This is a genomic window from Streptomyces sp. NPDC056835, assembly GCF_042789485.1.
Classification (GTDB): Bacteria; Actinomycetota; Actinomycetes; order Streptomycetales; family Streptomycetaceae; genus Streptomyces.
On sequence record NZ_JBHUBB010000013.1, the window covers coordinates 154,291 to 179,437 of the forward strand.

The following is a 25,147-nucleotide window of genomic DNA, read 5'->3' on the forward strand; positions in this document are numbered from 1 at the left end:
CTCACGAGCAAGGACCTTACGTTGTAGGGATACGGCGCGCTTTGGGCGGGGTCGTGGTCGGCGACGCGAGGGCACGAACCGTCCCGCAACGGGCACCGCGACCGCACCCCGGCCGGACGGCGCCCCGCCCCGCCCCGCCCCGCCGACCTACGGCGAAGCCGTATCCGCCGCCGCCCGCACATCGATCTCCCGCCAGAACCCGGCCCGAATCGCATACCGATCGTGCTCATCGATCTGGTCGTCCTTGTGCGCCAGCAGCCCGAACCGCGCCGCGTACCGCAGCAGCTCCCCATCGATACGGTGCGGAACCCGCGGATACATCACGGACAGCTTCTGCACATGTCCGGAATCCGGCAGCCGTTCCATCCACCGCCGCGCGAACACCTGCCCCACCTCGAAGGGATCGCCCCCCACCGTGGTGATGTCCTCCTCCCGGTCCGCCCAGCGCTGCTCCGCGCTGGTCAGCTGGGCCAGGGTCGGCAGCGAGGCCGTCTCCGGCGGCTCGCCCGCCGTACCGCTGCCCGGCCGCTCGACCCACCCCTTGTCGGAGGACCACCGCAGCGTCGCCCCGGCCGGATGCTGCCCGGACTGCTGCCCCGACGGGCCCGGGGTCGGGGCGCCGGGGCCGCGCAGCCCCGCCAGGTCCTTGGGCGTCGGGACGCCCCTGCTGCCCGTGCCCGCGGGATGGGGTTCCGCGCCTGGCCCCGCGGGGGCGGGCGCGGACGACGAGCCGTTGCGCCCGGCAGCGGCGGCAGCGGCGGCGGCGCCGCTCTCCGCCTCCGCCTCCGCCGCCCGCTCCGCGGAGGCGGCCAGCGCCGATTCGGGCAGCGGCGCCGAAAGAATCGCCGCGATCTCGGGCCGCGGCGCCGGCGGTGGCGCGCAGACGCCGCCCAGGTCCTTGGCCCGTACCGCCTTGGTGATCCAGGCCCGGTCGAGCACCCGCCGCTCATCGGCCTCGGCGACCAGGTCCTCGGACTGGTTGTAGTCGCCGTCGGCGGCCTGCACGGCCCAGAGATGGACGGCGACGCCATGCTCCTTCGCGGACATCAGGCCGGGTAGCAGATCCCCGTCCCCGGTCACCAGCACCACATCCGAGCAAGCACGATTTCTGGCCAGCTCGGTCAGCTCCGCGTGCATCGCCGCGTCCACGCCCTTCTGCGCCCAGCGCCCGTCGCTGCGGGTGAGGGCGCCGAGCCGGACGGTGACGCGTGACATGACCCGCAGCCGGCGGTGTTCGGGCTGCGGGACCCGGTCGGGGGCGCCGTCGAACCAGTAGATACGGAGCAGCGGCTGTTCCGTATCGGCCTCGGCCCGTTCGCGCAGGCCCTGGATGAGGGCGGCGTGGTCGACGGTGATGCGGGAACGGGCCGGTTCTCCGGCGAGGAGACTCGCGGCGGCGCCCAGCAGATAGCCGGCGTCCACCAGGACGACGCAGCGGTCCACGTGTTCCACCCTCTTTCGGGAACCTCGGGATCGTGAGATCAGGAGTTACTGCGGGTTTCCTTCGAGTCTGCCCGACGGCAACAGGGTTAACGTCCGGAACTCGATCATCGGCGTGGCGTATCGACGCTAGAAGCCGATCAAGCCGCTGACAAGGGACCACTACACACGGCAATGATCCAAAATGCGCCGATTGGCGGCTTATGTGAGGCTGAACCCGGCCTGGCATCCAAACCCCCGGCAGGAGGCAGCATCATGGCCAAGAACAAGAACCGGGATCGCGGCAACAAGCAGCACGCCCGCTCGGACACCGAGCGTGGCACCGAAGAGTCGAAGTCCTCGTCGATGGAGGACCGGTCAGAGCAGGTGCAGTCGAGGATCACGCCGACGGATGAAGCCCACAAGGGCAAGCAGAAGCGTTTCGGCCACAACTGACCCCACCACCCGCCGTCCGTAACCGTATGAGGGGCACCCCCTGAGCTGGGGTGCCCCTCATACGCGTCCGCCTCACCGAGGCACGGCCAGGACTATCCGGCCAGGCAGGCCGGGCCGAGCAGGACCTTCAGGTCGCCGAAGAGCGCCGGGTCGGGCTGGACGCGGTGCCGGTCGAGCCGGAGCACCGTGGTCTTCCTGGCGCCCTGGAGCTTGATCCTGACCTCGGAGTTGCCCCGGTGGTGGCTGAGGATCTCACCGAGCCTGCTGACCATCGGCGGGGTGAGCTTCACCGTCGGGATGGTGATGGTGACGGGAGCGTCGGTGCCCGCCGACGACACGTCCGGGACCTGGAGTTCCATGGCGACAAGGCGCGGGACGTCCTCGCGCTTGTCGAGCCGGCCCTTGACGAAGACGACGGTGTCCTCGACCAGTTGGGTGGAGACCAGCTGATACGTCGCGGGGAAGAACATGCACTCGATGGAGCCGGCCAGATCCTCGACCGTGGCGATCGCCCACGCGTTGCCCTGCTTGGTCATCTTCCGCTGGAGACCGGAGATGATGCCGCCGATGGTGACCACCGCGCCGTCCGCGTGCTCACCGCCGGTCAGTTGGGAGATCGCGGCGTCGGACTTGTCGGACAGGACGTGCTCGATACCGAAGAGCGGGTGGTCGGAGACGTAAAGACCCAGCATCTCCCGCTCCTGGGCGAGCAGATACGACTTGTCCCACTCGATGTCCGAGAACTCGACGTCGAGTCCGAAGCCGGGCTCGCTGGTCTCCTCCTCGCCCATGCCGCCGAAGAGGTCGAACTGCCCCTCGGCCTCCTTGCGCTTGACCTGCACCACGTTGTCGATCATCGGCTCGTGATGGGCGACCAGTCCCTTGCGGGTATGGCCCATCTCGTCGAAGGCACCGGCCTTGATCAGCGACTCGACGGTCCGCTTGTTGCAGACGACGGCCTCGACCTTGTCGAGGAAGTCGGGGAACGTCGCGTACTTCCCCTTCGCCTTACGGCACCGGATGATCGAATCCACCACGTTCTGCCCGACGTTCCTGACCGCCGTCAGACCGAACAGGATGACATCGTCACCCTGCGCGGCGAAGTTCGACTGCGACTCATTCACATTGGGCGGCAGCACCTTGATGCCCATGCGCCGGCACTCGTTGAGATAGACCGCCGACTTGTCCTTGTCGTCCTTCACCGAGGTGAGCAGCGCCGCCATGTACTCGGCGGGGTAGTTCGCCTTGAGATAGGCGGTCCAGTACGTGACCAGGCCGTACGCGGAGGAGTGCGCCTTGTTGAACGCGTATCCGGCGAACGGGACCAGCACGTCCCACAGAGCCTGGATCGCCTCGTCCGAGTAACCGTTCTTCTTGGCCCCGGCCTGGAACAGGACGAAGTTCTTCGCCAGTTCGTCGGCCTTCTTCTTGCCCATCACGCGGCGCAGGATGTCGGCCTCGCCGAGCGAGTAGCCGGCGATGATCTGGGCGGCCTTCTGGACCTGCTCCTGATACACGATCAGGCCGTGTGTCAGGCCGAGGACCTCCTTGAGGGGTTCCTCCAGCTCCGGGTGGATCGGGGTGATCTCCTGCTGGCCGTTCTTGCGCAGCGCGTAGTTCGTATGCGAGTTCATGCCCATCGGGCCCGGCCGGTACAGGGCCGAGACGGCGGAAATGTCCTCGAAGTTGTCGGGCTTCATCAGCCGCAGCAGCGAGCGCATCGGCCCGCCGTCGAACTGGAAGACACCGAGCGTGTCGCCGCGGCAGAGCAGTTCGTAGGTCTTCGGGTCGTCCAGCGGCAGGGCGAGCAGGTCGAGGTCGATGCCCTTGTTGGCCTTCACCATCTTGACGGCGTCGTCCATGATGGTCAGGTTCCGGAGGCCGAGGAAGTCCATCTTCAGCAGGCCGAGCGATTCACAGCTCGGGTAGTCCCACTGCGTGATCGTGACGCCGTCGGTGTGCCGCACCCAGACCGGCACATGGTCGGTGATCGTCTCACTCGACATGATCACGCCGGCCGCGTGCACACCCATCTGCCGGACCAGGCCCTCCACACCCTTCGCGGTGTCGATGACCTTCTTCACATCCGGCTCGTTCTCGTACATCCCCCGGATCTCCCCCGCCTCGCCGTAGCGGGGGTGCTTGGGGTCGGTGATGCCGTTGAGGTCGATGCCCTTGCCGAGGACATCGGCGGGCATCGCCTTCGTGAGCCGGTCGCCCATCGCGTACGGGTAACCGAGCACTCGCGCCGAGTCCTTGATCGCGTTCTTCGCCTTGATCTTGCCGTACGTACCGATCATGGCGACCTTGTCGTGGCCGTACTTCTCCGTCACATAACGGATCACCTCACCGCGCCGGCGCTCGTCGAAGTCGATGTCGACATCGGGCATGGAGATGCGCTCGGGGTTGAGGAACCGCTCGAAGATCAGCCCGTGCTCGATCGGGTCGAGGTCGGTGATACCCATGGCGTACGCGACGATCGAACCGGCGGCGGAACCACGGCCGGGGCCGACCGCGATGCCGTTGTTCTTGGCCCACATGATGAAGTCGGCGACCACGAGGAAGTACCCCGGGAAGCCCATCTCGATGATGATGCCCATCTCGTACTCGACCTGCTTGAGCCGGTCGTCCGGGATGCCGTTCGGGTAGCGGCGGGCCATGCCGCGCAGCGTCTCCTCACGGAACCAGGTGACTTCGGTGAAGCCCTCGGGCACATCGAACTTGGGCATCAGGTTCCGCTCCTGGAACCAGCCCTCCGTGTCGATCTGCTGGGCGACCAGCAGGGTGTTCGCGCACCCCTCCTGCCAGGCGTCGGAGGAGTCCACGGCGTACATCTCATCGGTGGACTTGAGGTAGTAACCGGCCCCGTCGAAGCGGAAGCGGTCCGGGTCCGAGAGGTTCTTGCCGGTCTGGATGCACAGCAGCGCGTCGTGCGCGGGCGCCTCACCCGCGTACGTGTAGTGCGAGTCATTGGTGACCAGCGGCGGGATCCCCAGCTTCTTGCCGACCTCCAGCAGCCCGTCACGCACCCGCCGCTCGATCTCGATCCCGTGGTCCATCAGCTCCAGGAAATACCGGTCCTTGCCGAAGATGTCCTGGTACTCGGAGGCCGCCTTCAGCGCCTCGTCGAACTGGCCGAGGCGCAGCCGGGTCTGCAACTCCCCCGAGGGGCAGCCGGTCGAGGCGATCAGCCCCTCCGACCACTTGGCGATGGTCTCCTTGTCCATCCGCGGCCACTTCTGGAGCCAGCCCTCGGCGTACGCGTCCGAGGACAGCCGGAACAGATTGTGCAGACCGGTCTGGTTCGAGGCCCAGATCGTCTTGTGCGTATAACCGCCGGAGCCGGACACGTCGTCCCGCTTCTGATGCGGCTGGCCCCACTGGATCTTCCGCTTGACGCGCCGCGACTCCGGCGCCACATACGCCTCGATCCCGATGATCGGCGTCACCCCCGCCTTCTTCGCCTGATGGAAGAAGTCGTAGGCGCCATGCAAATTGCCATGGTCCGTCATCGCGATATGCGACATGCCCATCTCATTGCAGGCGTTGAACATGTCCCCCAGCCGCGCGGCACCGTCCAGCAGCGAGTACTGGGTGTGGACATGCAGGTGCGTGAACGGCGGCTTGGTCACGGCGAGGGCCTCCAGCGAGCGGACGACACGGTGTGGTTTCCAGGAGTGAACCTGGTGTTTCCAGGGCTGAACCCCGGGGCCCCACAGCGCTGCGGACAGTCTGGGGGGACAGCCTCGAAGTCTACGTCTCGGGACTGACAGCGGCGGGCACTCGCGAGTAGCGTCACGCGTTGCCCACTCGCGAGGGGCGTCCACGCCCCTCACTCCACTGTCATGCACCAGGAGGCACCCCGCGATGTCCGTCCCGCGACCCGTTGAAACAGCTGATGAGCAGCGCGGCGAGGAGATCCTCAGCGTTTTCGACACCGCGTTCGGTGAGCTCCTGGCGGCCGATCCAGCCGCTTTCCGGGTGAAGTTCAGGAAGATGGCGGCCTCCGCGTTCGCCTTCTACCGGGGCACCGCGTGCCTCTTCTACCACGACCTGGAGCGGGAGCGTTCGGCGAGCGGGACCACCGGCCCCTTCCTCGACGAGCGCACGGGCCGGGTGTGGATCCACGGCGATCTGCACGCCGAGAACTTCGGCACGTACATGGACGCCAACGGCCGGCTGATCTTCAACGTCAATGACTTCGACGAGGCGTACGTCGGCCCCTTCACCTGGGACCTGCGGCGCTTCGCCGCCTCCCTCGCCCTGATCGGCTACACCAAGGCGCTCAGTGACGAGCAGATCACCGAACTGGTGGAGATCTACGCGGGCGCCTACCGCGAGCGGATCCACGCGCTGGCCACCGGCGCCAAGAACGACGAGGTCCCGCCCTTCACCCTGGACACGGCTCAGGGCCCGCTGCTCGCCGCCCTGCGCTCGGCCCGCTCACTGACCCGCTTCGGGCTGCTCGACTCGATGACCGAGATCAGGGAGTACGAGCGCCGCTTCGCGCCGGGCGGTGGCTCCATCGAGCTGGACGCCGCCACCCGCTACAAGATCCTCGCGGCCTTCGACGGCTATCTGGAGACCCTTCCCGAATCCAGCCTGGCCCGCCCCGACTCGTACCGCGTGAAGGACGTCGTCGGACGGCGCGGCATCGGCATCGGCTCCGCGGGGCTGCCCTCGTACAACATCCTGCTTGAGGGCAACAGCGACGCCCTGGAGAACGACGTCGTGATCTATATGAAGCAGGCGCAGACCCCGGCGGTCTCGCGGCACATCACCGACCGGGCCGTACGGGAGTACTTCCAGCACGAGGGCCACCGCACGGTGATCTCACAGCGGGCGCTCCAGGCCCACGCCGACCCGTGGCTCGGCTGGACCGAGCTGGCCGGAATCGGGCAGCTGGTGGCGGAGGTCTCGCCGTACGCCGTGGATCTGGACTGGTCGGATCTGGATGACCCCGAGGAGATCGCGGCGGTCGTCGCCGACCTCGGCCGCGCGACGGCCACGATGCACGCGGCGGCGGACAACGAGAGCGGCCACTCGCTGGTGCCGTTCTCCACGGAGCGCTCCATCGACGCGGCGATCGCGGCCGACGAGGAGGGCTTCGGCGCGCTGCTGGTGGACTTCGCGCACGCGTACGGCGCGCGGGCCAGGGCCGACCACCAGATCTTCGTCGACCTGTTCCGCAACGGCCGGCTGGGCTGAGCCCGGCCGGCTCCAGGTCCTGTCCGGATCCTTAAGGACCGCTTACAGGGACGCATGGCACACTCGGCGACAATGGACATATCAGGGACGCGGCTCAGGGCGGCGCGGGCAGCACTGTTCACGGCACTGGTCGTGACGCTGTCCGCGGGCTCGCATGTGCTGCTGTCCCGGGCGCCGCTGCCGCTGTCCGTCGTCGCCGCGATCGGCGTCGTGGTGTTCCTGGTCGCCTACGCGGCGGCGGGCCGCGAGCGCGGCTTCTGGCGGATCGCGGCCCTGCTGGTCCCGCTCGAACTGGCCGCGGACACCGTCTTCACCAGCGGTCAGCACGCCTGTTACGGCCCGGCCGGCGGCCCCGTCGCGGGGTCGCTGCGCTCGGTCGGCCTCGATGTCCTGTGCGGGGGCGCCTTCGGTACGCCGCTGCCCGGTGTGGTCTCCCCCGAGGGCGCCGCGGTCACGCTGCTGAACTCTCCCGACCCGGCTCTGCCCTGGCTGCTGCTGGCCGCCCATGTCTCGATCGGGCTGCTCGCCGCGTTCTGGCTGCGGCACGGCGAGGCCGCGCTGTCCCGGCTGGTCCGGGCCGCCGGCGCCCACGCCTTCCGCCCGCTGCTGATCGCCGTCGCGGCGGCGGGCACGGTCCGCGGGACCGTACGGCGCGGGGCGCGCCCGGCGGACCGCCCGCGGCCGTCCCGTACCCGCCTTCTCGTGCACTCCGTAGGACGGCGGGGGCCGCCGCGCCTCGCGCTCAGCTCTGTCTGAGCCGCGCCCGTCCCCCAGCAGTAGTCACGTCATCACACGGAGTGAATCATCATGAGCGCACGCAACAACAAGGCCAACAAGGCGGCAGCCCGCGAGCGGCTGCGCGAGGAGCGCGAGCGGCAGGCGAGGAAGGACAAGGTCCGCCGGCAGCTCGTCGTCATCGGCTCGGCCGTCGTGGTCCTCGCGATAGCCGGCGGCGTGGGCTTCGCCGTCGTCCAGGCCAACAAGCCCTCGCACTGGGAGGCGATGAAGGACGAGAAGTCCGTCGTCGCCCCGAAGAACACCGAGGGCACGGACGGTACGACCGTCGTCATCGGCAAGGCCGACGCCAAGAACACGCTGGAGCTGTACGAGGACTCCCGCTGCCCGGTCTGCGCGACCTTCGAGCAGACGGTCGGCGAGACCGTCCAGAACGGTGTCGACTCCGGAAAGTTCAAGATCAAGTATGTCGGCGCGACCTTTATCGACAACTCCGACAACGGGACGGGCTCCAAGAACGCCCTGTCGGCGCTGGGCGCGGCGCTCAATGTGAGCCCCGAGGCGTTCCTCCAGTACAAGACCGCGCTCTACTCGGCGAAGTTCCACCCCGAGGAGACCAACGACAAGTTCGCCAAGGACAGTTATCTGATCGAGGTGGCGGACTCGGTGAGCGCGCTCAAGGACAACAAGGCGTTCCAGAAGGACGTCACGGACGGTACGTACGACGCCTGGGCGATGAAGATGTCCGCCACCTTCGACAAGAGCGGGGTGGGCGGCACCCCGACGCTGAAGCTGGACGGCAAGAAGCTCACCACCGAGGGCACCGAGAACCCGCCCATGACGGTGGCGGAGTTCAACGCGGCGGTCACCAAGGCCCTCAAGGGCTGAGGCCCCGGAGGCGGGAACGCCCGGGGTCCAGAGGCGGCAACCCCCGGTCCGCGGACGGGAAACCCCGGACCGTGACCGTCAGGCAGCCGGTGTTCGACGGGCAGGCGAGTATTCCCGATTCGCCTGCCCCGTCGCCGTACCGATCCCGCCGCGACCACCGCCTGGGCCCGCTCGTACCGCACCGCGTCGGGCTCACAGCGGGTGGAACGGGCCGAGCGGCCCGTCCGCTGAACACCTCCCGGCGCAGCTTCAGAGCGAGTCGATGAAGGCGAGCCCGGTCCGCCAGGTCTCCTCGGCGGCCGACTCGTCGTAGTCCGGCAGATCGGGGTCGGTGTAGAGATGCCCTGCCCCCGGGTAGCGGTAGATCTCCACATCGGCCCCGGCCTGCCGCATCCTCAGATACCAGGCGGTCAGCCAGTCGTGCGGCTCGAACGGGTCCGGGTCCGCGACATGCAGTTGTACGGGCAGATCGTCCACGGACGCGTTCTCCGCGATGTCGGACGTGCCGTGCAACAGCAGCAGCCCGCGCGCCTTGGTGTCGCCGAGCGCCAGGGTCTGCGCGATCGAGCCGCCGAGCGAGAAACCCGCGTACACCAGACCGCGTTCCGAGTACGGCGCGGCGGCCAGCACCGCGCGGCGCAGCAGTTCATCCTTGCCGATCTTGTCCTTCAAGGCCCTACCCTCCTCCACAGAGGTCACGGTTTGGCCCTCGAAGAGGTCGGGCACGCGCACCTGGTGCCCGGCGGCACGCAGCCGGTCCGCCGCGGCGTGCACGGCCGGGCGCAGACCGTACACGGAATGGAAGAGCATGATGTCCATCCGGCCATCGTGCCAGCCCGTATCGGAACCCGACGAGGGAGCCATGGAGAACGTACTGCGCCCGCTTCTCGTGCTCGGCGGCTCGGTGCTGCTGACGCTCGCGCTCGGCTGGATCGTCGATCTGGTACTGCGCCGCGCGGACGTCCGGCACCCGGAGAGCCCGCTGTGGGGGCTGCTGCGGCGCTGCCGGCTGCCGCTCCAGGTGGTCGTGCTCACTGCCCTGCTGCGCGGTACGTTCCGGCAGACCCGTTGGCCGGTCATCGAGAGCCATCACGACGGGATCGGCCGGGCGCTCTCGCTGGTGCTCATCGGCGCCGGTGCCTGGGTGGTGGTACGGATGGTGTCGGCGGCGGTGGAGTCCACGTACGCCCGTTACGCGGCCTCGACGCGGGACGCGGCCCGGATCCGGCGGGTCCGTACGCAGGTGACGCTGATCATGCGGATCGTGACGGCGGTCGTCGTGGTGGTCGCGGTGGCGGCGATCCTGCTCACCTTCCCCGACATGCGGGCCGTCGGCACCTCGATCCTGGCCTCCGCGGGCATCATCGGCATCGTCGCCGGGGTGGCCGCGCAGTCCACGCTCGGCAATCTCTTCGCGGGCTTCCAGATCGCGTTCGGGGACATGGTGCGGATCGGCGACACGGTGGTGGTGGACGGCGAGTGGGGCGTGGTCGAGGAGGTCACGCTCACCTTCCTCGCCGTACGGACCTGGGACGAGCGGCGGATCACGATGCCGGTGTCGTACTTCACCAGCAAGCCCTTCGAGAACTGGTCGCGCGGCGGGGTCCAGATGACCGGCACCGTCTTCTTCCAGCTGGATCACTCGGCGCCGATGGGGCCGATGCGCGAGAAGCTCCACGAGATCCTGCTGGCCTGCCCGGCGTGGGACGGCAGGGCCTGGAATCTGGCGGTCACCGATACCGCCACGACCACGATGGAGGTGCGCGCCGTGGTCACGGCCAAGGACGCGGACGACATCTGGACGGTGCGCTGCGCGGTACGGGAGCAGCTGATCGGCTGGCTGGTGGAGACCCATCCGTACGCGCTGCCAAGGATCTCGACGGATCTCGCCCATGGACTGCTCCCACGCGGCCGGAGCCCGCTGGTCTCGGAACGGGCCGAACGGAGCGAGCGGGCCGAACGCGACGCGCGCGAGCCCGGCGGAACACCGGACCGCGACCAGGGCCGCGAGGACACCGAGGACCACGAGAACAGCGAGCGTCCCCGCACGGGCCGCGGCTGAGACCGCGCACCCGCTCAGGCACCGGCTCAGCGCATGCTGCGCACGTCCAGGTGGCGCAGGACACGGTCCACGATCTCGGGGTCCGAGCCCGGCTCGTTGCGGGCCGAAAGCACCTCGTGGCGGGCCGCCGACATCATCTCGCGCTGAATGCGCTGGACGGTCTTGATGCGCTCCACCCTCTTGGTGACCCACTCACGCCGCTCGTCATCGATCAGATCGGGGCTGATCCGTACGCCGATGTCGCCGGCGCCGCGCTGGAGCCGTTCGCTGATCTCCTCCGGCAGGTCCTCGACGTCCTCGATCTCCCTGAGCCGGCGCTTGGCCGCCTTGGCGGCGCGGATCGCGAGTGAGTGTTCCAGCTCGCGTTCCGCGTTCGTGTCCGCCCGTACCCCGAGCTTCCGCACCAGCCAGGGCAGGGTCAGACCCTGGATGACCAGGGTGGCCATGATGACCGCGAACGCGATGAAGATGATCTCCGCACGGCCGGGGAACGGCTCACCGCTGTCGGTCTTCAGCGGGATCGCCAGCGCGAGGGCGACCGAGGCCACCCCGCGCATCCCGGCCCACCACATGACCACGGTCTCGCGCCAGCTGGTCGGGATCTCCTCGTCGTAGTCGCGGAGCTTGTGCATCCGCTTGGCCAGCCAGGTCGCGGGCAGCAGCCACAGCAGCCGTACGATCACGACGACCCCGATGACCGCCGCGCCCCAGCCGAGCATCGCGGACGCACGGCCGCCTGCCCCGCCGAAGGCGTTGTGGAGCTCCAGCCCGATCAGACCGAAGGCGACCCCGGTCACCAGGGTGTCGACGATCTGCCAGAAGGAGTTGCCGGCCAGCCGTCCCATCACGTCGTCGGCGTCCGCCGTGTGCGTGGCCAGGAAGAGCGCGGTGGTCAGGACGGCGAGGACACCCGAGCCGTGCAGCTCCTCCGCCAGCACATAGCTGACGAACGGCACCAGCAGCGAGAGTCCGATCTGCAGCGTCGCGTCACCGAGCACCGTCATCAGCTTGTTGGAGATCCAGCCGAGCGCGAGTCCCACCGCCACGGCCACCACCGCGGACAGGACGAGCGAGCCGACCGCGCCCGGCCAGGAGAACGTTCCGCTGACGACCGCGGCGATCGCCACGTGGTAGAGGACGATCGCGGTGACATCGTTGAACAGCCCCTCGCCCTCCAGGATCGAGACCAGCCGCCGGGGCAGTCCGAGGGAGCCCGCGACGGCGGTCGCGGCCACCGGATCGGGCGGCGCGACGAGCGCGCCGAGCGCGACCGCGGCGGCGATCGGCAGTCCGGGCACGATGGAGTTGGCCACCACCGCGACGGCCGCCGTCGTCACGAAGACCAGGGCGACCGCGAGCAGCAGGATAGGGCGCACATTCGCCGTGAACTGCCGCCAGGAGGTGCGCTGTACGGCGGCGTACAGCAGGGGCGGCAGCAGCAGCGGAAGGATAAAGTCCGGCGGCACCTGCACGTTCGGTACGAACGGCAGCAGCGCCAGGACGATCCCCACCAAGGTCATCAGCACCGGCGAGGGCAGCCCCAGCCGCTCCCCGAGCGGCACCGTGACCACCGCACCCAGCAACAGCACGAGCAGCAGCGCCAACTGGTCCACGGTGGGCCCTCCGGTGATCGAAAGCCTTACGGCAGACGTCGGTGATCAGGGACTCCAGCCTGCCACGCACGCCGCGCGAGTCTCCCAGGGGGCCACGGGAAGGTGGCCCGGTGGGCTACGGCAGCGTGCGGCGCATCGACCGGTGCGCGATGCCCGCGTCCTGGAACTCGGGGCCGTACGCCGCGTATCCCAGCCGCTCGTAGAAGCCCAGCGCGTGCGACTGCGCGTGCAGGTCCACCACCGTGAGACCGCGCTCGCGGGCCGCGTCCTCGACGGCCCGTACCAGCGCCACGCCGATACCGAGACCACGGGCCGGCGCGACGACCGCCAGCCGTCCCAGCGAGCCGACGGACGGGTCCCCGCCGGTCCGGTCGGCGGCCTCGGGCCCGTACAGCAGCCGCGCGGTGCCCAGCGGCGCCCCGTCCTCGCGGAGGGCGAGCAGCTGGAGCGCCCGCTCGTCACGGCCGTCGTACTCGATGCCCTCGGAGACCCGCTGCTCGACGACGAAGACCTCCTTGCGGACCGCGAAGCACGCCTCCAGGTCCGCCGGTCCGGTCGCGATCCGTACCAGGAAGCCGGAGCCGTCGCCGCCCGCGGTCATCCGTTGCTCTCCGCCCTGACCTTGTCCAGCGCGCCCTGGAGATCGTCGGGGTAGCCGCTGGAGTACTCCACCCACCGCCCGTCCGACGGGTGCTCGAAGCCGAGCCGTACGGCGTGCAGCCACTGCCGGGTCAGCCCCAGCCGCTTGGCCAGCGTCGGATCGGCGCCGTAGGTCAGATCGCCCACGCACGGATGCCGGTGGGCGGACATATGCACCCGGATCTGGTGCGTACGGCCCGTCTCCAGCTTGATGTCCAGCAGCGAGGCCGACCGGAACGCCTCGATCAGGTCGTAGTGCGTCACCGACGGCTTGCCCTCGGCGGTGACCGCCCACTTGTAGTCGTGGTTCGGGTGGCGGCCCATGGGGGCGTCGATGGTCCCGCTCATCGGGTCCGGGTGGCCCTGCACCAGCGCGTGGTAGCGCTTGTCGACGACCCGCTCCTTGAACTGCGCCTTGAGCAGGGTGTACGCGCGCTCCGACTTGGCCACCACCATCAGCCCGGAGGTACCGACGTCCAGCCGGTGCACGATGCCCTGCCGCTCGGCCGCGCCGGAGGTGGAGATGCGGTAGCCGGCCGCGGCCAGACCGCCGATGACGGTCGTACCGTTCCAGCCGGGGCTGGGGTGCGCGGCGACACCGACCGGTTTGACGATCACCACGATGTCGTCGTCGTCGTGCACGATCTCCATGCCCTCGACGGGCTCGGCCACGATCTGCACGGGGACGGCGGCAAGCGGCATCTCGACCTCCAGCCAGGCCCCGCCGTTCACACGCTCGGACTTCCCGACGACGGAGCCGTCGACCTGTACCTTCCCGGAGGCGGCCAGCTCGGCCGCCTTCGTACGGGAGAACCCGAACATACGGGCGATGGCGGCGTCGACGCGCTCGCCCTCCAGGCCATCGGGCACGGGCAGCGTTCTGATCTCGGGAAAGCTCACCCGTCGAGTATGCCTTGTCAGTCCCGGTGGACGGTCCCGTCGGGGTCGAGGCCCCGGAACGACAGCAGCACGATGAGAATGCCGCCGCAGACGATCGCGGAGTCGGCGAGGTTGAAGACCGCGAAGTGCGCGGGCGCGATGAAGTCGACCACGGCGCCCTGGAAGACACCGGGGGAACGGAAGATCCGGTCGGTGAGATTGCCCAGCGCGCCACCGAGCAGCAGCCCCAGCGCGATCGCCCAGGGCAGGCTGTAGAGCTTGCGGGCCAGCCGCGCGATCACCACGATCACGGCCGTCGCGATGCATGTGAAGATCACCGTGAACGCCTCGCCGATACCGAACGCGGCGCCCGGGTTCCTGATCGCCTCGAACTTCAGCAGATCGCCGATCACCTCGATCGGCTCGTGGTGCTCCAGCTTGGCCACCACGAGCATCTTGCTGCCGAGGTCCAGCAGATAAGCCACCACGGCGACGGCGAAGAGGGCGGCGATCCTGCGCTTCCCTCTGGGCTGCTCGGCGGCAGCCGCGGCCTCGTCGTCAACCTCCGGCGTACCGATGCTGCGCTCCGCCTCTGCCACGTAAGTTCCTCAACCCTCTAGGTACCTGACTGAGGACGAGCGTACGGCACACGCGTACGCGTTCAGCCTCGACGTTCCTGTTTCTGCTTGTCCTCCACACAGAGTGTGGCCCGCGGGAACGCCTGCATCCTGGCCTTGCCGATCGGCTTTCCGCAGATCTCGCACAGCCCGTACGTACCGGCGTCGAGCCGCTGGAGCGCGTGCTCGGTCTGCTCCAGCATCTCGCGGGCGTTGGCGGCGAGCGACATCTCGTGCTCGCGTGTGATGTTCTTCGTGCCGGTGTCCGCGTCGTCGTCACCGGCGCCGTCCCCGGAGTCCCGCATCAGCCCGGCCAGCGCGGTCTCGGACGAGGTGATCTCGGCGCGCAGTCTGGCGGCCTCGCTCTCCAGCACGTCGCGGGCCGCCGCGGCCTCCTCCGGCGTCCAGGGATCCTCACCCGGCCGTACGGCCAGCTCCTCGGGGGGTGTGGCGGCACGCGCGGTGGGCACCGCCGTCGCGGCCCCCGATCCACGCCGGCCCGCCGCCGTACCCCCGCCGTCCGCGGTCTTCTTCGCTCCCACCGTGCTGGCTCCCGTCTGTTCCGCGGCCTGGGCCGCCCCCTCGGCCGCGGACGCGGCCTTCTTCGCGGTCTCACCGGCGGCCGCCCGGCCGGGCGCCGCCTTCTTGGCCGCGGACTTCTTCGCGGCCGTCTTCTTCGCCGGTGCCCTCTTGGCCGCCTTCTTCGCCGCGGATTTCTTCGCCGGTGCTTTCTTGGCCGCTGACTTCTTGGCCGGTGTCTTCCTCGCCGCCGACTTCGCTGTGGCCTTCGCCGTGGCCCTGGCCGCGCTCTCGGTCGCCGTTTTCGCCGCGGTCGTCTTCTTCGCGGCGGTCTTCTTCGCCACCATGGCCGCGGCCCCTTCACATAGGGTGATCTTGCTCGCGAATCGTGCTGGGACGATAAATCGACCCCAGCCCCGCGGCAACGGGGCACGCCGCCGGATCGACCCTCCCCACGTCTGCGACAAGACCAGCCTGCATCCGTTGTGCCCAGCTCGCCGCCCGGTAATCCGCCGAAGGGCCGCCGCCGAGCTCTCCGGGGCCGGTATAACCATTCGGGTCATACGCTCGGCCGTACGGCGCTCCCCGCGAAAACCGGTCGGCCGCGTCCCGCCCCGCCCCGTACACTGGGCCGTGCGAGAGGCGTGGATGGGGACGAGTAGCGTCGTACGCGGCCATGAGCGACCCGGGGACGGTGAGAGCCCGGGGGCAGAGCGCGAGGTGAAGCATCACCCCGGAGCCGCCGGAAGAAAGCCCCGGTCCCACCGGAGCGAGTAGAACCGGCAGCGCGACCCCAATGAGGGGGCCGCGGGCGGCGCACGCCCGGGGCCAAGGAGGGTGGTACCGCGGGAGCAGTGCTCTCGTCCCTCCGACGGAGATGCCGCAGTTCCGCCGGAGGAAGCGCCCCATGACACCAGTGACCCCGCCCCAGTACCGCCAGGTGCCCGCCCAGGTCGACCTGCCCGCGCTGGAGCACGCCGTGCTCGATTTCTGGCGCGAGAGCAAGGTCTTCGACAAGACCCTCGAACAGTCCGAGGGCCGCCCCGAGTGGGTCTTCTACGAGGGCCCGCCCACCGCCAACGGCATGCCGGGCGCGCACCACATCGAGGCCCGTGTCTTCAAGGACGTCTTCCCGCGCTTCCGCACCATGCGCGGCTACCACGTCGCCCGCAAGGCCGGCTGGGACTGCCACGGCCTGCCCGTGGAGCTGGCCGTCGAGAAGGAGCTCGGCTTCACGGACAAGAAAGACATCGAGGCGTACGGCATCGCGGAGTTCAACGCCAAGTGCCGCGAGTCCGTCACCCGGCACACCGACGCCTTCACCGAGCTGACGACCCGCATGGGGTACTGGGTCGATCTGGACGACGCGTACCGCACGATGGACCCGGAGTACATCGAGTCCGTCTGGTGGTCGCTGAAGGAGATCTTCAACAAGGGCCTGCTGGTCCAGGACTACCGCGTCGCGCCGTGGTGTCCGCGCGACCAGACCGGCCTGTCCGACCATGAGCTGGCGCAGGGGTACGAGACGGTCGTCGACCCCTCGGTCTTCGTACGCTTCCCGCTCACCTCGGGACCGCTCGCGGGCGAGGCGGCGCTGCTGGTCTGGACGACCACCCCCTGGACCCTGGTCTCGAACACCGCCGTCGCCGCGCACCCCGACGTCACCTATGTCGTCGCGACGAACGGCGAGGAGAAGCTCGTCGTCGCCCGGCCGCTGCTGGAAAAGGCGCTGGGCGAGGGGTGGGAGACCACCGGCGAGTCGTTCACCGGCCGCGAGATGGAGCGCTGGACGTACGACCGCCCCTTCACCCTGGTCGACTTCCCGGACGGGACCGAGGCGCACTACGTCGTCAACGCCGAGTACGTCACCACCGAGGACGGTACGGGTCTGGTCCACCAGTCCCCGGCCTTCGGCGAGGACGACCTCAAGGTCTGCCGCGCGTACGGCCTTCCGGTCGTGAACCCGGTCCGTCCCGACGGCACGTTCGAGGAGAGCGTCCCGCTGGTCGGCGGGGTCTTCTTCAAGAAGGCGGACGAAGCGCTCACCGAGGACCTGCGTGCGCGCGGGCTGCTGCTGCGCCATGTGCCCTACGAGCACAGCTACCCGCACTGCTGGCGCTGCCACACCGCGCTCCTCTACTACGCGCAGCCGTCCTGGTACATCCGTACGACGGCCATCAAGGACCGGCTGCTGGAGGAGAACGAGAGGACCAACTGGTTCCCGGACTCGGTCAAGCACGGCCGGTACGGGGACTGGCTCAACAACAACGTCGACTGGGCGCTGTCCCGTAACCGCTACTGGGGCACCCCGCTGCCCATCTGGCGCTGCGAGGACAACCATCTGACGTGCGTGGGCTCGCGCGCGGAGCTGACCGAGCTGACGGGCACCGACCAGTCGGCGCTGGACCCGCACCGCCCGTTCATCGACGCGGTCACGTTCGGCTGCCCCGCCGAGGGCTGTTCGCTGGAGGCCACCCGGGTCCCGGAGGTCATCGACGCCTGGTACGACTCGGGTTCGATGCCGTTCGCGCAGTGGGGCTACCCGTACAAGAACAAGGACCTCTTCGAGAAGCGCTACCCGGCGCAGTTCATCTCGGAGGCGATCGACCAGACGCGCGGCTGGTTCTACACGCTGATGGCCGTCGGCACGCTGGTCTTCGACAAGTCGTCGTACGAGAACGTGGTCTGCCTCGGCCATATCCTCGCCGAGGACGGCCGCAAGATGTCCAAGCACCTGGGCAACATCCTCCAGCCGATCCCGCTGATGGACCAGCACGGCGCCGACGCGGTCCGCTGGTTCATGGCGGCCGGCGGCTCCCCGTGGGCGGCCCGCCGGGTCGGCAACGGCACGATCCAGGAGGTCGTCCGCAAGACGCTGCTCACGTACTGGAACACGGTCGCCTTCCAGGCCCTGTACGCGCGCACCTCCAACTGGGCACCCAGCGAAGCCGATCCGGCGCCGGCCGACCGCCCGCTGCTCGACCGCTGGCTGCTGAGCGAGCTGAACGCGCTGGTCGACCAGACCACCCAGGCCATGGAGGCGTACGACACCCAGCGCGCCGGCAAGCTGCTCTCGGCCTTCGTCGACGATCTCTCCAACTGGTACGTACGCCGCTCGCGTCGGCGCTTCTGGGGGGCCGACAAGGCGGCGCTGCGCACGCTGCACGAGGTGGTCGACACGGTCACGCGGCTGATGGCCCCGCTGACGCCGTTCATCACCGAGCGGGTCTGGCAGGACATGATCGTGCCGGTGACGGCCGAGGCGGAGGAGTCGGTCCATCTGGCGAGCTGGCCGGAGGCCGACCTGACGGCGATCGATCCGGCGCTCTCGCGGCAGATGACGCTGGTACGCAGGCTGGTCGAGCTGGGCCGCGCGACGCGCGCCGAGTCGGGCGTGAAGACCCGCCAGCCGCTGTCCCGCGCGCTGATCGCGGCGACGGGCTTCGAGGACCTTTCCCCCGAGCTGCGCGCACAGATCACCGAGGAGCTGAACGTCTCCTCCCTGGCGACGCTCTCCGAGGTGGGCGGCTCGCTGGTCGACACCACGGCCAAGGCGAACTTCCGCGCGCTGGGCAAGCGCTTCGGCAAGGGCGTCCAGGCGGTGGCCAAGGCCGTCGCCGAAGCGGACGCGGCGGCCCTCTCCGCCGCCCTGCGCGACGGTACGGCCACGGTGACCGTGGACGGCGAGCCGGTCGCGCTCGCCCCCGACGAGGTGATCATCACGGAGACCCCGCGCGAGGGCTGGTCGGTCGCCTCGGACTCCGGCGCGACGGTCGCCCTGGACCTGGAGATCACCCCGGAACTGCGCCTAGCGGGCCTGGCCCGTGACGCGATCCGCCTCATCCAGGAGGCCCGCAAGAACAGCGGCCTCGACGTGGCGGACCGTATCGCGGTCCGCTGGACGACGTCGTCCCCGTCCACCACGGAGGCCCTGACGGCACACGCCCCGCTGATCTCCGAGGAGGTCCTCGCGGCGGACTTCGCCACGGGCGAAGCGGACGACGCGTACGGCACCGCCTTCACGGACGAAGGCCTGTCCCTCACGTTCCACCTGCGCAAGATCTAACGCCCCCCTGAACGGCCCGGCCCGGCATCCCGGACCGGGCCGGGGTGGCCGGGGCGCACGGGCGCGTGAGCCGGCACCCGATGCCCGCGCGCGCAGGGGCACGAGAACTCGCGCCGCGAAGCAGGCGCACCCGGGGCGCGGGGCCCCGCCCCGGGTGGCGCGCTCACAGCAGCGGGAGCCGACGCCACGAGGCCGCCGCGGCCATAGCGCAGGCCCCCCATCCGCGCTCCACCGGCACGCTACGCCCCAGGGGCGCGTGAGTCGGCACCCGATGCCCGCGCGCTCAGGGGCACGAGAACTCGCGCCGCGAAGCAGCCGCACCCGGGGCGCGGGGCCCCGCCCCGGGTGGCGCGCTCACAGCAGCGGGAGCCGACGCCACGAAGCCAACACACCCACAGCACAGCACCCACCCCTGAACAGCGCGCTCACAGCAGCGGGAGCCGGCGCCGCGAAGCAGGCGCGCCTGGGGCGCGGGGCCCCGCCCCGTCGTCCCTACCCCACCGCAACGGTGGGGGCCGGGGTCCGGGGCAGCGCCCCGGTTTCGGGAAGGGGCGGGTCAGGGGAGAGCCCCGCGCAGCGGCCCAGCCCCGCACCGGCCACCGCACCGCCACCCGCACCCGCACACCCGCACCCCGCCCACAAAAAAGGCCGGGCCCGAGGTAAAAACCCCGGGCCCAGCCCTCAGCCTGCCGACGGCTACGCGCAGCTCACGCGCGCGCCGCCCCTCAGTTGTCGTCCTCGTCGATCAGGAAGCCCCGCATCGGCGACGGTGCCTGCTGCATCGGCTGCGGCGCCTGCGGCCGCACCGGTGCCATCGGCTGGGTCATCGCCGGAGACATCTGCTGCTGACCGCCGTACGACGGGCCCGGCGAAGGCGTGTGGCCACCCATGGAACCACCCATGGAACCGCCCATCGAACCGCCCATGGACGGGCTGCCACCCATGCCGTGTCCCATCGCGCCCGCACCGGCCGGAGCCATGGACGGCGACGGCGGCAGCGACGCGGTCGCCGGGGTCCTCGGCGGGGCCAGCGAGTCGTCGGCCTGGGTCTCCAGCTGACGCAGCTGGCTCTCCAGGTAGGACTTCAGCCGCGTACGGTACTCGCGCTCGAAGCCGCGCAGGTCCTCGACCTTGCGCTCCAGCGTCGCGCGGGCGGACTCCAGGGAGCCCATCGCCACGCGGTGCTTCTCCTGCGCGTCCCGCTCCAGCGCGTCCGCCTTGGCGCGTGCGTCACGCTCCAGACCCTCGGCACGGCTGCGCGCCTCGCCGACGATCTTGTTGGCCTCGGAGCGCGCCTCGGCGATCGCCTGGTCGGCGGTCTGCTGGGCGAGCGAGAGGACCCGCGCGGCGCTGTCGCCGCCGGGGCCCTGACCGGGCTGCGGCATCCCCGGGCCGTGGCCGCCCATGGGGCCGCCCATCGGTCCACCCATGGGACCGCCCTGCATGGGGCCACCCTGCATCGGACCGCCCTGCATGGGGCCGCCCTGCTGCATGGGACCACCCTGCATCGGACCGCCCTGCATGGGGCCACCCTGCTGCATGGGGCCACCCTGGCCCATCGGGCCCGGGCCGTGCTGGCCCCGCGGGTCATGACCCTGCGGACCGGGGCCGTGGCCGTGCGCGCTCGGACCCGCGGGCAGCTGCGGAGCTCCGCCGGGCAGCTGGGGGGGACCCATCTGCGGGGGCTGCTGCTGCTGCGGCGGTCCGGATATGGCGGCGGGTACCGGGGCACCCGGCCGTTCCTGCTGTTCGGGAGGCTTCCGCATACCCTGCTGCTGTTGGTTCTGCGCGGCGGCACGCGTGGCGGCGGCCAGCTTGGCGCGCAGGTCCTCGTTCTCGCGGAGCAAGCGGGTCAGTTCCGCCTCGACCTCGTCGAGAAAGGCATCGACCTCGTCCTCGTCGTAGCCTTCTCGGAGGCGGACGGTCGTGAACTGCTTGTTCCGCACGTCCTCAGGGGTCAACGGCATCTCTACTTCACCTCTACGTAGTCGTCGGCAGTCGGCAAGACCGTATCGTTCACATTCCCCTCGCCAGGTTGCTCACAAGCGAGATCAGGATGTAAACGATGATCATCAGAACGAAGAAGGACAGGTCGAGTGCCACGCCCCCGAGACGCAGCGGCGGGATGAACCGCCGCAGAAGCTTGAGCGGTGGATCGGTGACAGTGTAGGTGGCCTCCAGAACGACCACCATCGCCTTGCCGGGCTGCCATGAGCGGGCGAACTGGAAGACGTAGTCCATGACCAACCGGAAAATAAGCACGATGAGGAAGCACATCAGCGCGATGTAAACCACCTGTAGTGCGACGCCCATCCCGCTGCTTCCCTCTCCCCTGGCTCACTCTGGTCCGGCCGTTCGCCGGGTCTTTCCCGCCGTTCGACCGGGTCGTTCCCGGTGCTGCTTCCTAGCTCTGGTTGAAGAACCCGCCCTCTGCGATGCGGGCCTTGTCCTCCGCCGTGACATCGACGTTAGCAGGAGACAGCAGGAACACCTTCTGGGTCACTCGTTCAATGCTGCCATGGAGACCGAAGACAAGTCCCGCGGCAAAGTCGACAAGTCGCTTCGCATCGGTGTCGTCCATCTCGGTCAGATTCATGATCACCGGGGTGCCCTCACGGAAGTGTTCCCCGATAGTACGGGCCTCGTTGTAGGTCCTCGGGTGCAGCGTGGTGATGCGGTAGGGCTCCCGCTCGGACACAACCTTGGGCATGATCACCGGTGCGTTCTTCTCCAGGCTCGGACGTTCAGGTGTGATGGACGCCACGGGGGCGATTCGGGCGGGACGTCCGCTTTCTGCCGCTAGCGACACCGGCTCGCGCTCGCGCTGCGCGGGTGGCTGGGCCATCCGCACCGGCTCTTCCCGCTCCTGCTGACGCACGGGCTGGTGACGCCGGTGTTCCCGTTCGGGTTCCGGCTCGGGTTCGAAATCATCGTCGGGGTCGAAGCCCCGGCCGTCGTACCCATCGTCCTCCACGAGGCCGAGGTAGACCGCCATCTTGCGCATCGCGCCGGCCATGCTCTGAGTCCTCCGCTCTGTGGTGGATCGGCCTCGTCACCAAGTGCCCGCGATCCACTAGGCCTGTCCGCTTTTTGGCGAAATGACCATATTTTCTGCTGTGGTCCGACTTGCTTCGCGACGTTACCCGAGGCTGGGTCGGACTCCGAGTACCGCCGTACCGACGCGTACATGTGTCGCACCGGCCTTCACGGCGTCCTCAAGGTCCGCACTCATCCCTGCTGAGACCATGTTCGCAGCCGGATGGTCCGCGCGCAGGCGGGATGAGAATTCCAGCAGCCGCTCGAACGCCGCCTGTTGCCGGCCCGCGTACGGTCCGGCGAGCGGCGCCACGGTCATCAGACCGCCGAGCCGCAGTCCTGGTGCACCGGCCACCGCTGTGGCCAACTCCTCAATTCCGTCGGGTGCCGTGCCGCCCCGCGCACCGCGTTCGCCGGACTCGGCGTCGAGGGCGACCTGAATCAGACAGGTCAGCTCACGCTCCGCGCGCACCGCGGCGGCGGAGAGCGCGGAAACCAGCTTGATCCGGTCGACAGACTGCACGACTTCGGCGTAACTGGCTACGGAACGGGCTTTGTTCGTCTGCAATTGACCAACAAAGTGCCAGGTCAGCGACAAATCCGCGCAGGCAGCGGCCTTGGGGGCGGCATCCTGGTCACGGTTCTCCGCGACGTGCCGTACGCCGAGTTCATGAAGCAGCCGGACATCGCTCGCGGGGTAGGTCTTGGTGACCACGATCAGGGTCACGTCCTCCCGCGGACGCCCGGCCGCCGCGCAGGCGGAGGAGATACGTTCCTCCACCATCACCAGATTCTCGGCGAGTTCGGTCTTCCGGTCCTTCATGTGCTTATCAGTCCAGCCAGACATAGCCGGCGAGCCGCCCGGTGGTGCGGTCGCGGCGGTACGAATAGTGGTCGTCCGACTCCAGTGTGCAGATAGCCGAACGCTGCCGGTCGCGGACCCCGAGCGCGTCGAGCTGTGCGTGGACCCCGGCGACGACATCCACGGCCGGGGTGGACCAACTGGTCTCGGAGCGAGCCTCCGGTACGACGGCGGCGACCTCGTCCCGCATCCGCTCGGGGACTTCGTAGCAGCGACCGCAGACGGCCGGTCCGGTACGGGCGGTGATCCGGGACGGTTCCGCGCCGAGTGTGATCATCGCCTCGACGGCGGCCGGTACGATCCCCGCGACCAGTCCGGGACGGCCGGCATGGGCGGCGGCCGCGATCCCGGCGACCGGATCGGCCAGCAGCAGCGGAACGCAGTCCGCGGTGAGTACGGCGAGTGCCAGTCCGCGACGCGGTGTGACGATCGCGTCGACGGCCGGGATGTCCGCGCTCGTCCACGGCCCTTCGACAACGGCCACATCGCGGCCGTGCACCTGGTTCATCCAGACGACCCGCGCGGGGTCGAGCGCCAGGGACTTCGCGGCGAGTTCGCGGTTGGCGCGTACGGCCCCGCGGTCGTCGCCGACCGCGCCGCCGAGATTGAGCTGATCATACGGAGCGGCGCTCACCCCGCCCCACCGGTCGGTGAAGGCGAAGTGCGCGCCGCTCCGTGTTTCGTGCTGTCCTATCACTTCAAGAAGTCCGGGACGTCCAGCTCCTCGGCCTGGCTGTCCTGGTACGGACGGGCCGGGGGAACCTGCGGGGGGTTCACCGGGGAGAGCGGCTTCTCGTTGACCGTCGGAATGGGCTCGGGCTTGACCGGGCCGTCCTCACGCGGCGGGACGGTGCCGAGTCCGCCGGAGCGGCCGGTGTCCGAGGACCGGGAGGGCGCAGGCTGGTCGTCGCGCTTCGCGGAGCCCGCGCCGAGTACGGTCTCGCGCCGGGTCGGCGGCTGTCCGCCGTCGAAGCCTGCCGCGATCACCGTGACCCGTACCTCGTCGCCCAGGGCGTCGTCGATGACGGCGCCGAAGATGATGTTGGCCTCGGGGTGGGCCGCCTCGCTGACCAGCTGCGCCGCCTCGTTGATCTCGAAGAGACCGAGGTCGCTGCCGCCGGAGATGGAGAGCAGGACACCACGGGCGCCGTCGATGGACGCTTCGAGGAGCGGCGAGGAGATCGCCATCTCGGCGGCGGCCACCGCGCGGTCGTCGCCGCGGGCCGAGCCGATGCCCATGAGCGCGGAGCCCGCCTCGGACATCACGGACTTGACGTCGGCGAAGTCGAGGTTGATCAGGCCCGGGGTGGTGATGAGGTCGGTGATGCCCTGGACACCCGACAGCAGCACCTGGTCCGCGGACTTGAACGCGTCGAGGACGCTGACCTGGCGGTCCGAGATGGACAGCAGCCGGTCGTTGGGGATGACGATGAGGGTGTCGACCTCTTCGCGGAGCTCGGCGATGCCGTCCTCCGCCTGGTTCGCGCGGCGGCGGCCCTCGAAGGTGAACGGGCGGGTGACCACACCGATCGTGAGGGCGCCCAGCGAGCGGGCGATATTGGCGACGACGGGCGCGCCGCCGGTGCCGGTGCCGCCGCCCTCGCCGGCGGTGACGAAGACCATGTCGGCCCCCTTGAGGACCTCCTCGATCTCCTCGCGGTGGTCCTCTGCCGCCTTGCGGCCGACCGCCGGGTTGGCTCCGGCGCCGAGGCCGCGGGTGAGTTCCCGGCCGACGTCGAGCTTGACGTCGGCGTCACTCATCAACAGGGCTTGTGCGTCGGTGTTGATCGCGATGAACTCGACGCCCTTGAGGCCGACCTCGATCATTCGGTTGATGGCATTGACACCACCGCCGCCGACACCGATGACCTTGATGACTGCGAGGTAGTTCTGCGGTGCTGCCACGTCGAAGGCCTCTCGCCTCGAGTTACGTGTCGTCGCTTCGCTGATGTGGCGCCGCGACGACTGATGCCGATGGGACGGTCCGAAACGCCGACCCAAACCCTCACGTTGAAGTTCAGGGTTACCAGTGTGTCCGCTTCTTGGACTCTTCCGAACAGGACACTAAGTCGACAAGTGGCGCACGTTCAACGAACACGCCGAACCTCCCGTTTTTCTTTTCACCCTATGTGATCACCCATAGCGCTG

General features: G+C 69.5%; 20 protein-coding genes. 6 read left to right on the plus strand and 14 right to left on the minus strand.

The window, feature by feature from the left end:
- Window positions 1-147: 147 nt before the first annotated feature.
- Complete coding sequence (locus tag ACFRMN_RS17440; protein ID WP_383019976.1) at window positions 148-1,452, minus strand: NYN domain-containing protein; 1,305 nt, start codon at window positions 1,450-1,452, stop codon at window positions 148-150.
- Window positions 1,453-1,695: 243 nt separating this feature from the next.
- Between ACFRMN_RS17440 and ACFRMN_RS17445 the strand changes: the two genes are divergently transcribed.
- Window positions 1,696-1,875 carry a hypothetical protein gene (locus tag ACFRMN_RS17445; RefSeq protein ID WP_383019978.1) on the plus strand — a complete coding sequence of 60 codons (180 nt, stop codon included), beginning with the start codon at window positions 1,696-1,698 and terminating at the stop codon, window positions 1,873-1,875.
- Window positions 1,876-1,967: 92 nt separating this feature from the next.
- On the opposite strand, the gene dnaE is transcribed toward ACFRMN_RS17445, so the two are convergent.
- A complete protein-coding gene (gene dnaE, locus ACFRMN_RS17450) occupies window positions 1,968-5,507 on the minus strand; it encodes a DNA polymerase III subunit alpha (protein ID WP_383019980.1) in 3,540 nt (1,179 codons plus the stop codon).
- Between the two features lie 235 nt (window positions 5,508-5,742).
- Here dnaE and ACFRMN_RS17455 point away from each other — a divergent pair, with 235 nt between their 5' ends.
- From ACFRMN_RS17455 to ACFRMN_RS17465, 3 genes are all read left to right on the plus strand, one after another.
- Window positions 5,743-7,083 (plus strand): DUF2252 domain-containing protein, encoded by a 1,341-nt coding sequence (locus ACFRMN_RS17455; RefSeq protein ID WP_383019982.1) that lies wholly within the window; start codon window positions 5,743-5,745, stop codon window positions 7,081-7,083.
- Between the two features lie 72 nt (window positions 7,084-7,155).
- Window positions 7,156-7,839 (plus strand): hypothetical protein, encoded by a 684-nt coding sequence (locus ACFRMN_RS17460; RefSeq protein ID WP_383019984.1) that lies wholly within the window; start codon window positions 7,156-7,158, stop codon window positions 7,837-7,839.
- A gap of 51 nt (window positions 7,840-7,890) precedes the next feature.
- Complete coding sequence (locus ACFRMN_RS17465) at window positions 7,891-8,706, plus strand: DsbA family protein (protein WP_383019986.1); 816 nt, start codon at window positions 7,891-7,893, stop codon at window positions 8,704-8,706.
- A 249-nt stretch (window positions 8,707-8,955) separates the two neighbouring features.
- On the opposite strand, the gene ACFRMN_RS17470 is transcribed toward ACFRMN_RS17465, so the two are convergent.
- Window positions 8,956-9,525: a dienelactone hydrolase family protein gene (locus ACFRMN_RS17470; RefSeq protein WP_383019988.1), complete on the minus strand. Its 570-nt coding sequence runs from the start codon at window positions 9,523-9,525 to the stop codon at window positions 8,956-8,958.
- A 43-nt stretch (window positions 9,526-9,568) separates the two neighbouring features.
- Here ACFRMN_RS17470 and ACFRMN_RS17475 point away from each other — a divergent pair, with 43 nt between their 5' ends.
- On the plus strand, window positions 9,569-10,768 hold the full coding sequence (locus ACFRMN_RS17475; protein ID WP_383019990.1) for a mechanosensitive ion channel family protein: 1,200 nt from the start codon (window positions 9,569-9,571) through the stop codon (window positions 10,766-10,768).
- 26 nt (window positions 10,769-10,794) lie between these two features.
- On the opposite strand, the gene ACFRMN_RS17480 is transcribed toward ACFRMN_RS17475, so the two are convergent.
- From ACFRMN_RS17480 to ACFRMN_RS17500, 5 genes are all read right to left on the minus strand, one after another.
- Complete coding sequence (locus ACFRMN_RS17480) at window positions 10,795-12,381, minus strand: Na+/H+ antiporter (protein ID WP_383019992.1); 1,587 nt, start codon at window positions 12,379-12,381, stop codon at window positions 10,795-10,797.
- Between the two features lie 115 nt (window positions 12,382-12,496).
- Window positions 12,497-12,982 (minus strand): GNAT family N-acetyltransferase, encoded by a 486-nt coding sequence (locus tag ACFRMN_RS17485; protein WP_383019994.1) that lies wholly within the window; start codon window positions 12,980-12,982, stop codon window positions 12,497-12,499.
- Window positions 12,979-13,920: an RluA family pseudouridine synthase gene (locus ACFRMN_RS17490; protein WP_383019996.1), complete on the minus strand. Its 942-nt coding sequence runs from the start codon at window positions 13,918-13,920 to the stop codon at window positions 12,979-12,981. The genes ACFRMN_RS17485 and ACFRMN_RS17490 overlap by 4 nt, the downstream gene beginning before the upstream one ends.
- Before the next feature lie 17 nt (window positions 13,921-13,937).
- A complete protein-coding gene (gene lspA, locus ACFRMN_RS17495; RefSeq protein ID WP_383019999.1) occupies window positions 13,938-14,498 on the minus strand; it encodes a signal peptidase II in 561 nt (186 codons plus the stop codon).
- 62 nt (window positions 14,499-14,560) lie between these two features.
- On the minus strand, window positions 14,561-15,382 hold the full coding sequence (locus tag ACFRMN_RS17500) for a TraR/DksA family transcriptional regulator (RefSeq protein WP_383020001.1): 822 nt from the start codon (window positions 15,380-15,382) through the stop codon (window positions 14,561-14,563).
- 569 nt (window positions 15,383-15,951) lie between these two features.
- Here ACFRMN_RS17500 and ileS point away from each other — a divergent pair.
- Window positions 15,952-19,101: an isoleucine--tRNA ligase gene (ileS, locus tag ACFRMN_RS17505; RefSeq protein ID WP_383020137.1), complete on the plus strand. Its 3,150-nt coding sequence runs from the start codon at window positions 15,952-15,954 to the stop codon at window positions 19,099-19,101.
- A gap of 725 nt (window positions 19,102-19,826) precedes the next feature.
- Here the strand turns inward: ileS and ACFRMN_RS17510 are convergent.
- From ACFRMN_RS17510 to ftsZ, 6 genes are all read right to left on the minus strand, one after another.
- Window positions 19,827-21,068: a DivIVA domain-containing protein gene (locus ACFRMN_RS17510; protein WP_383020003.1), complete on the minus strand. Its 1,242-nt coding sequence runs from the start codon at window positions 21,066-21,068 to the stop codon at window positions 19,827-19,829.
- 49 nt (window positions 21,069-21,117) lie between these two features.
- Window positions 21,118-21,414 (minus strand): YggT family protein, encoded by a 297-nt coding sequence (locus ACFRMN_RS17515; RefSeq protein WP_030353517.1) that lies wholly within the window; start codon window positions 21,412-21,414, stop codon window positions 21,118-21,120.
- Between the two features lie 91 nt (window positions 21,415-21,505).
- Window positions 21,506-22,117, minus strand: a complete 612-nt coding sequence (locus ACFRMN_RS17520; RefSeq protein WP_383020005.1) for a cell division protein SepF — start codon at window positions 22,115-22,117, stop codon at window positions 21,506-21,508.
- Window positions 22,118-22,240: 123 nt separating this feature from the next.
- Window positions 22,241-22,960: a YggS family pyridoxal phosphate-dependent enzyme gene (locus ACFRMN_RS17525; RefSeq protein WP_383020007.1), complete on the minus strand. Its 720-nt coding sequence runs from the start codon at window positions 22,958-22,960 to the stop codon at window positions 22,241-22,243.
- Between the two features lie 7 nt (window positions 22,961-22,967).
- Window positions 22,968-23,696 (minus strand): peptidoglycan editing factor PgeF, encoded by a 729-nt coding sequence (gene pgeF, locus ACFRMN_RS17530; RefSeq protein WP_383020009.1) that lies wholly within the window; start codon window positions 23,694-23,696, stop codon window positions 22,968-22,970.
- Window positions 23,693-24,904: a cell division protein FtsZ gene (ftsZ, locus tag ACFRMN_RS17535; protein ID WP_383020011.1), complete on the minus strand. Its 1,212-nt coding sequence runs from the start codon at window positions 24,902-24,904 to the stop codon at window positions 23,693-23,695. The genes pgeF and ftsZ overlap by 4 nt, the downstream gene beginning before the upstream one ends.
- Between the last annotated feature and the right edge of the window lie 243 nt (window positions 24,905-25,147).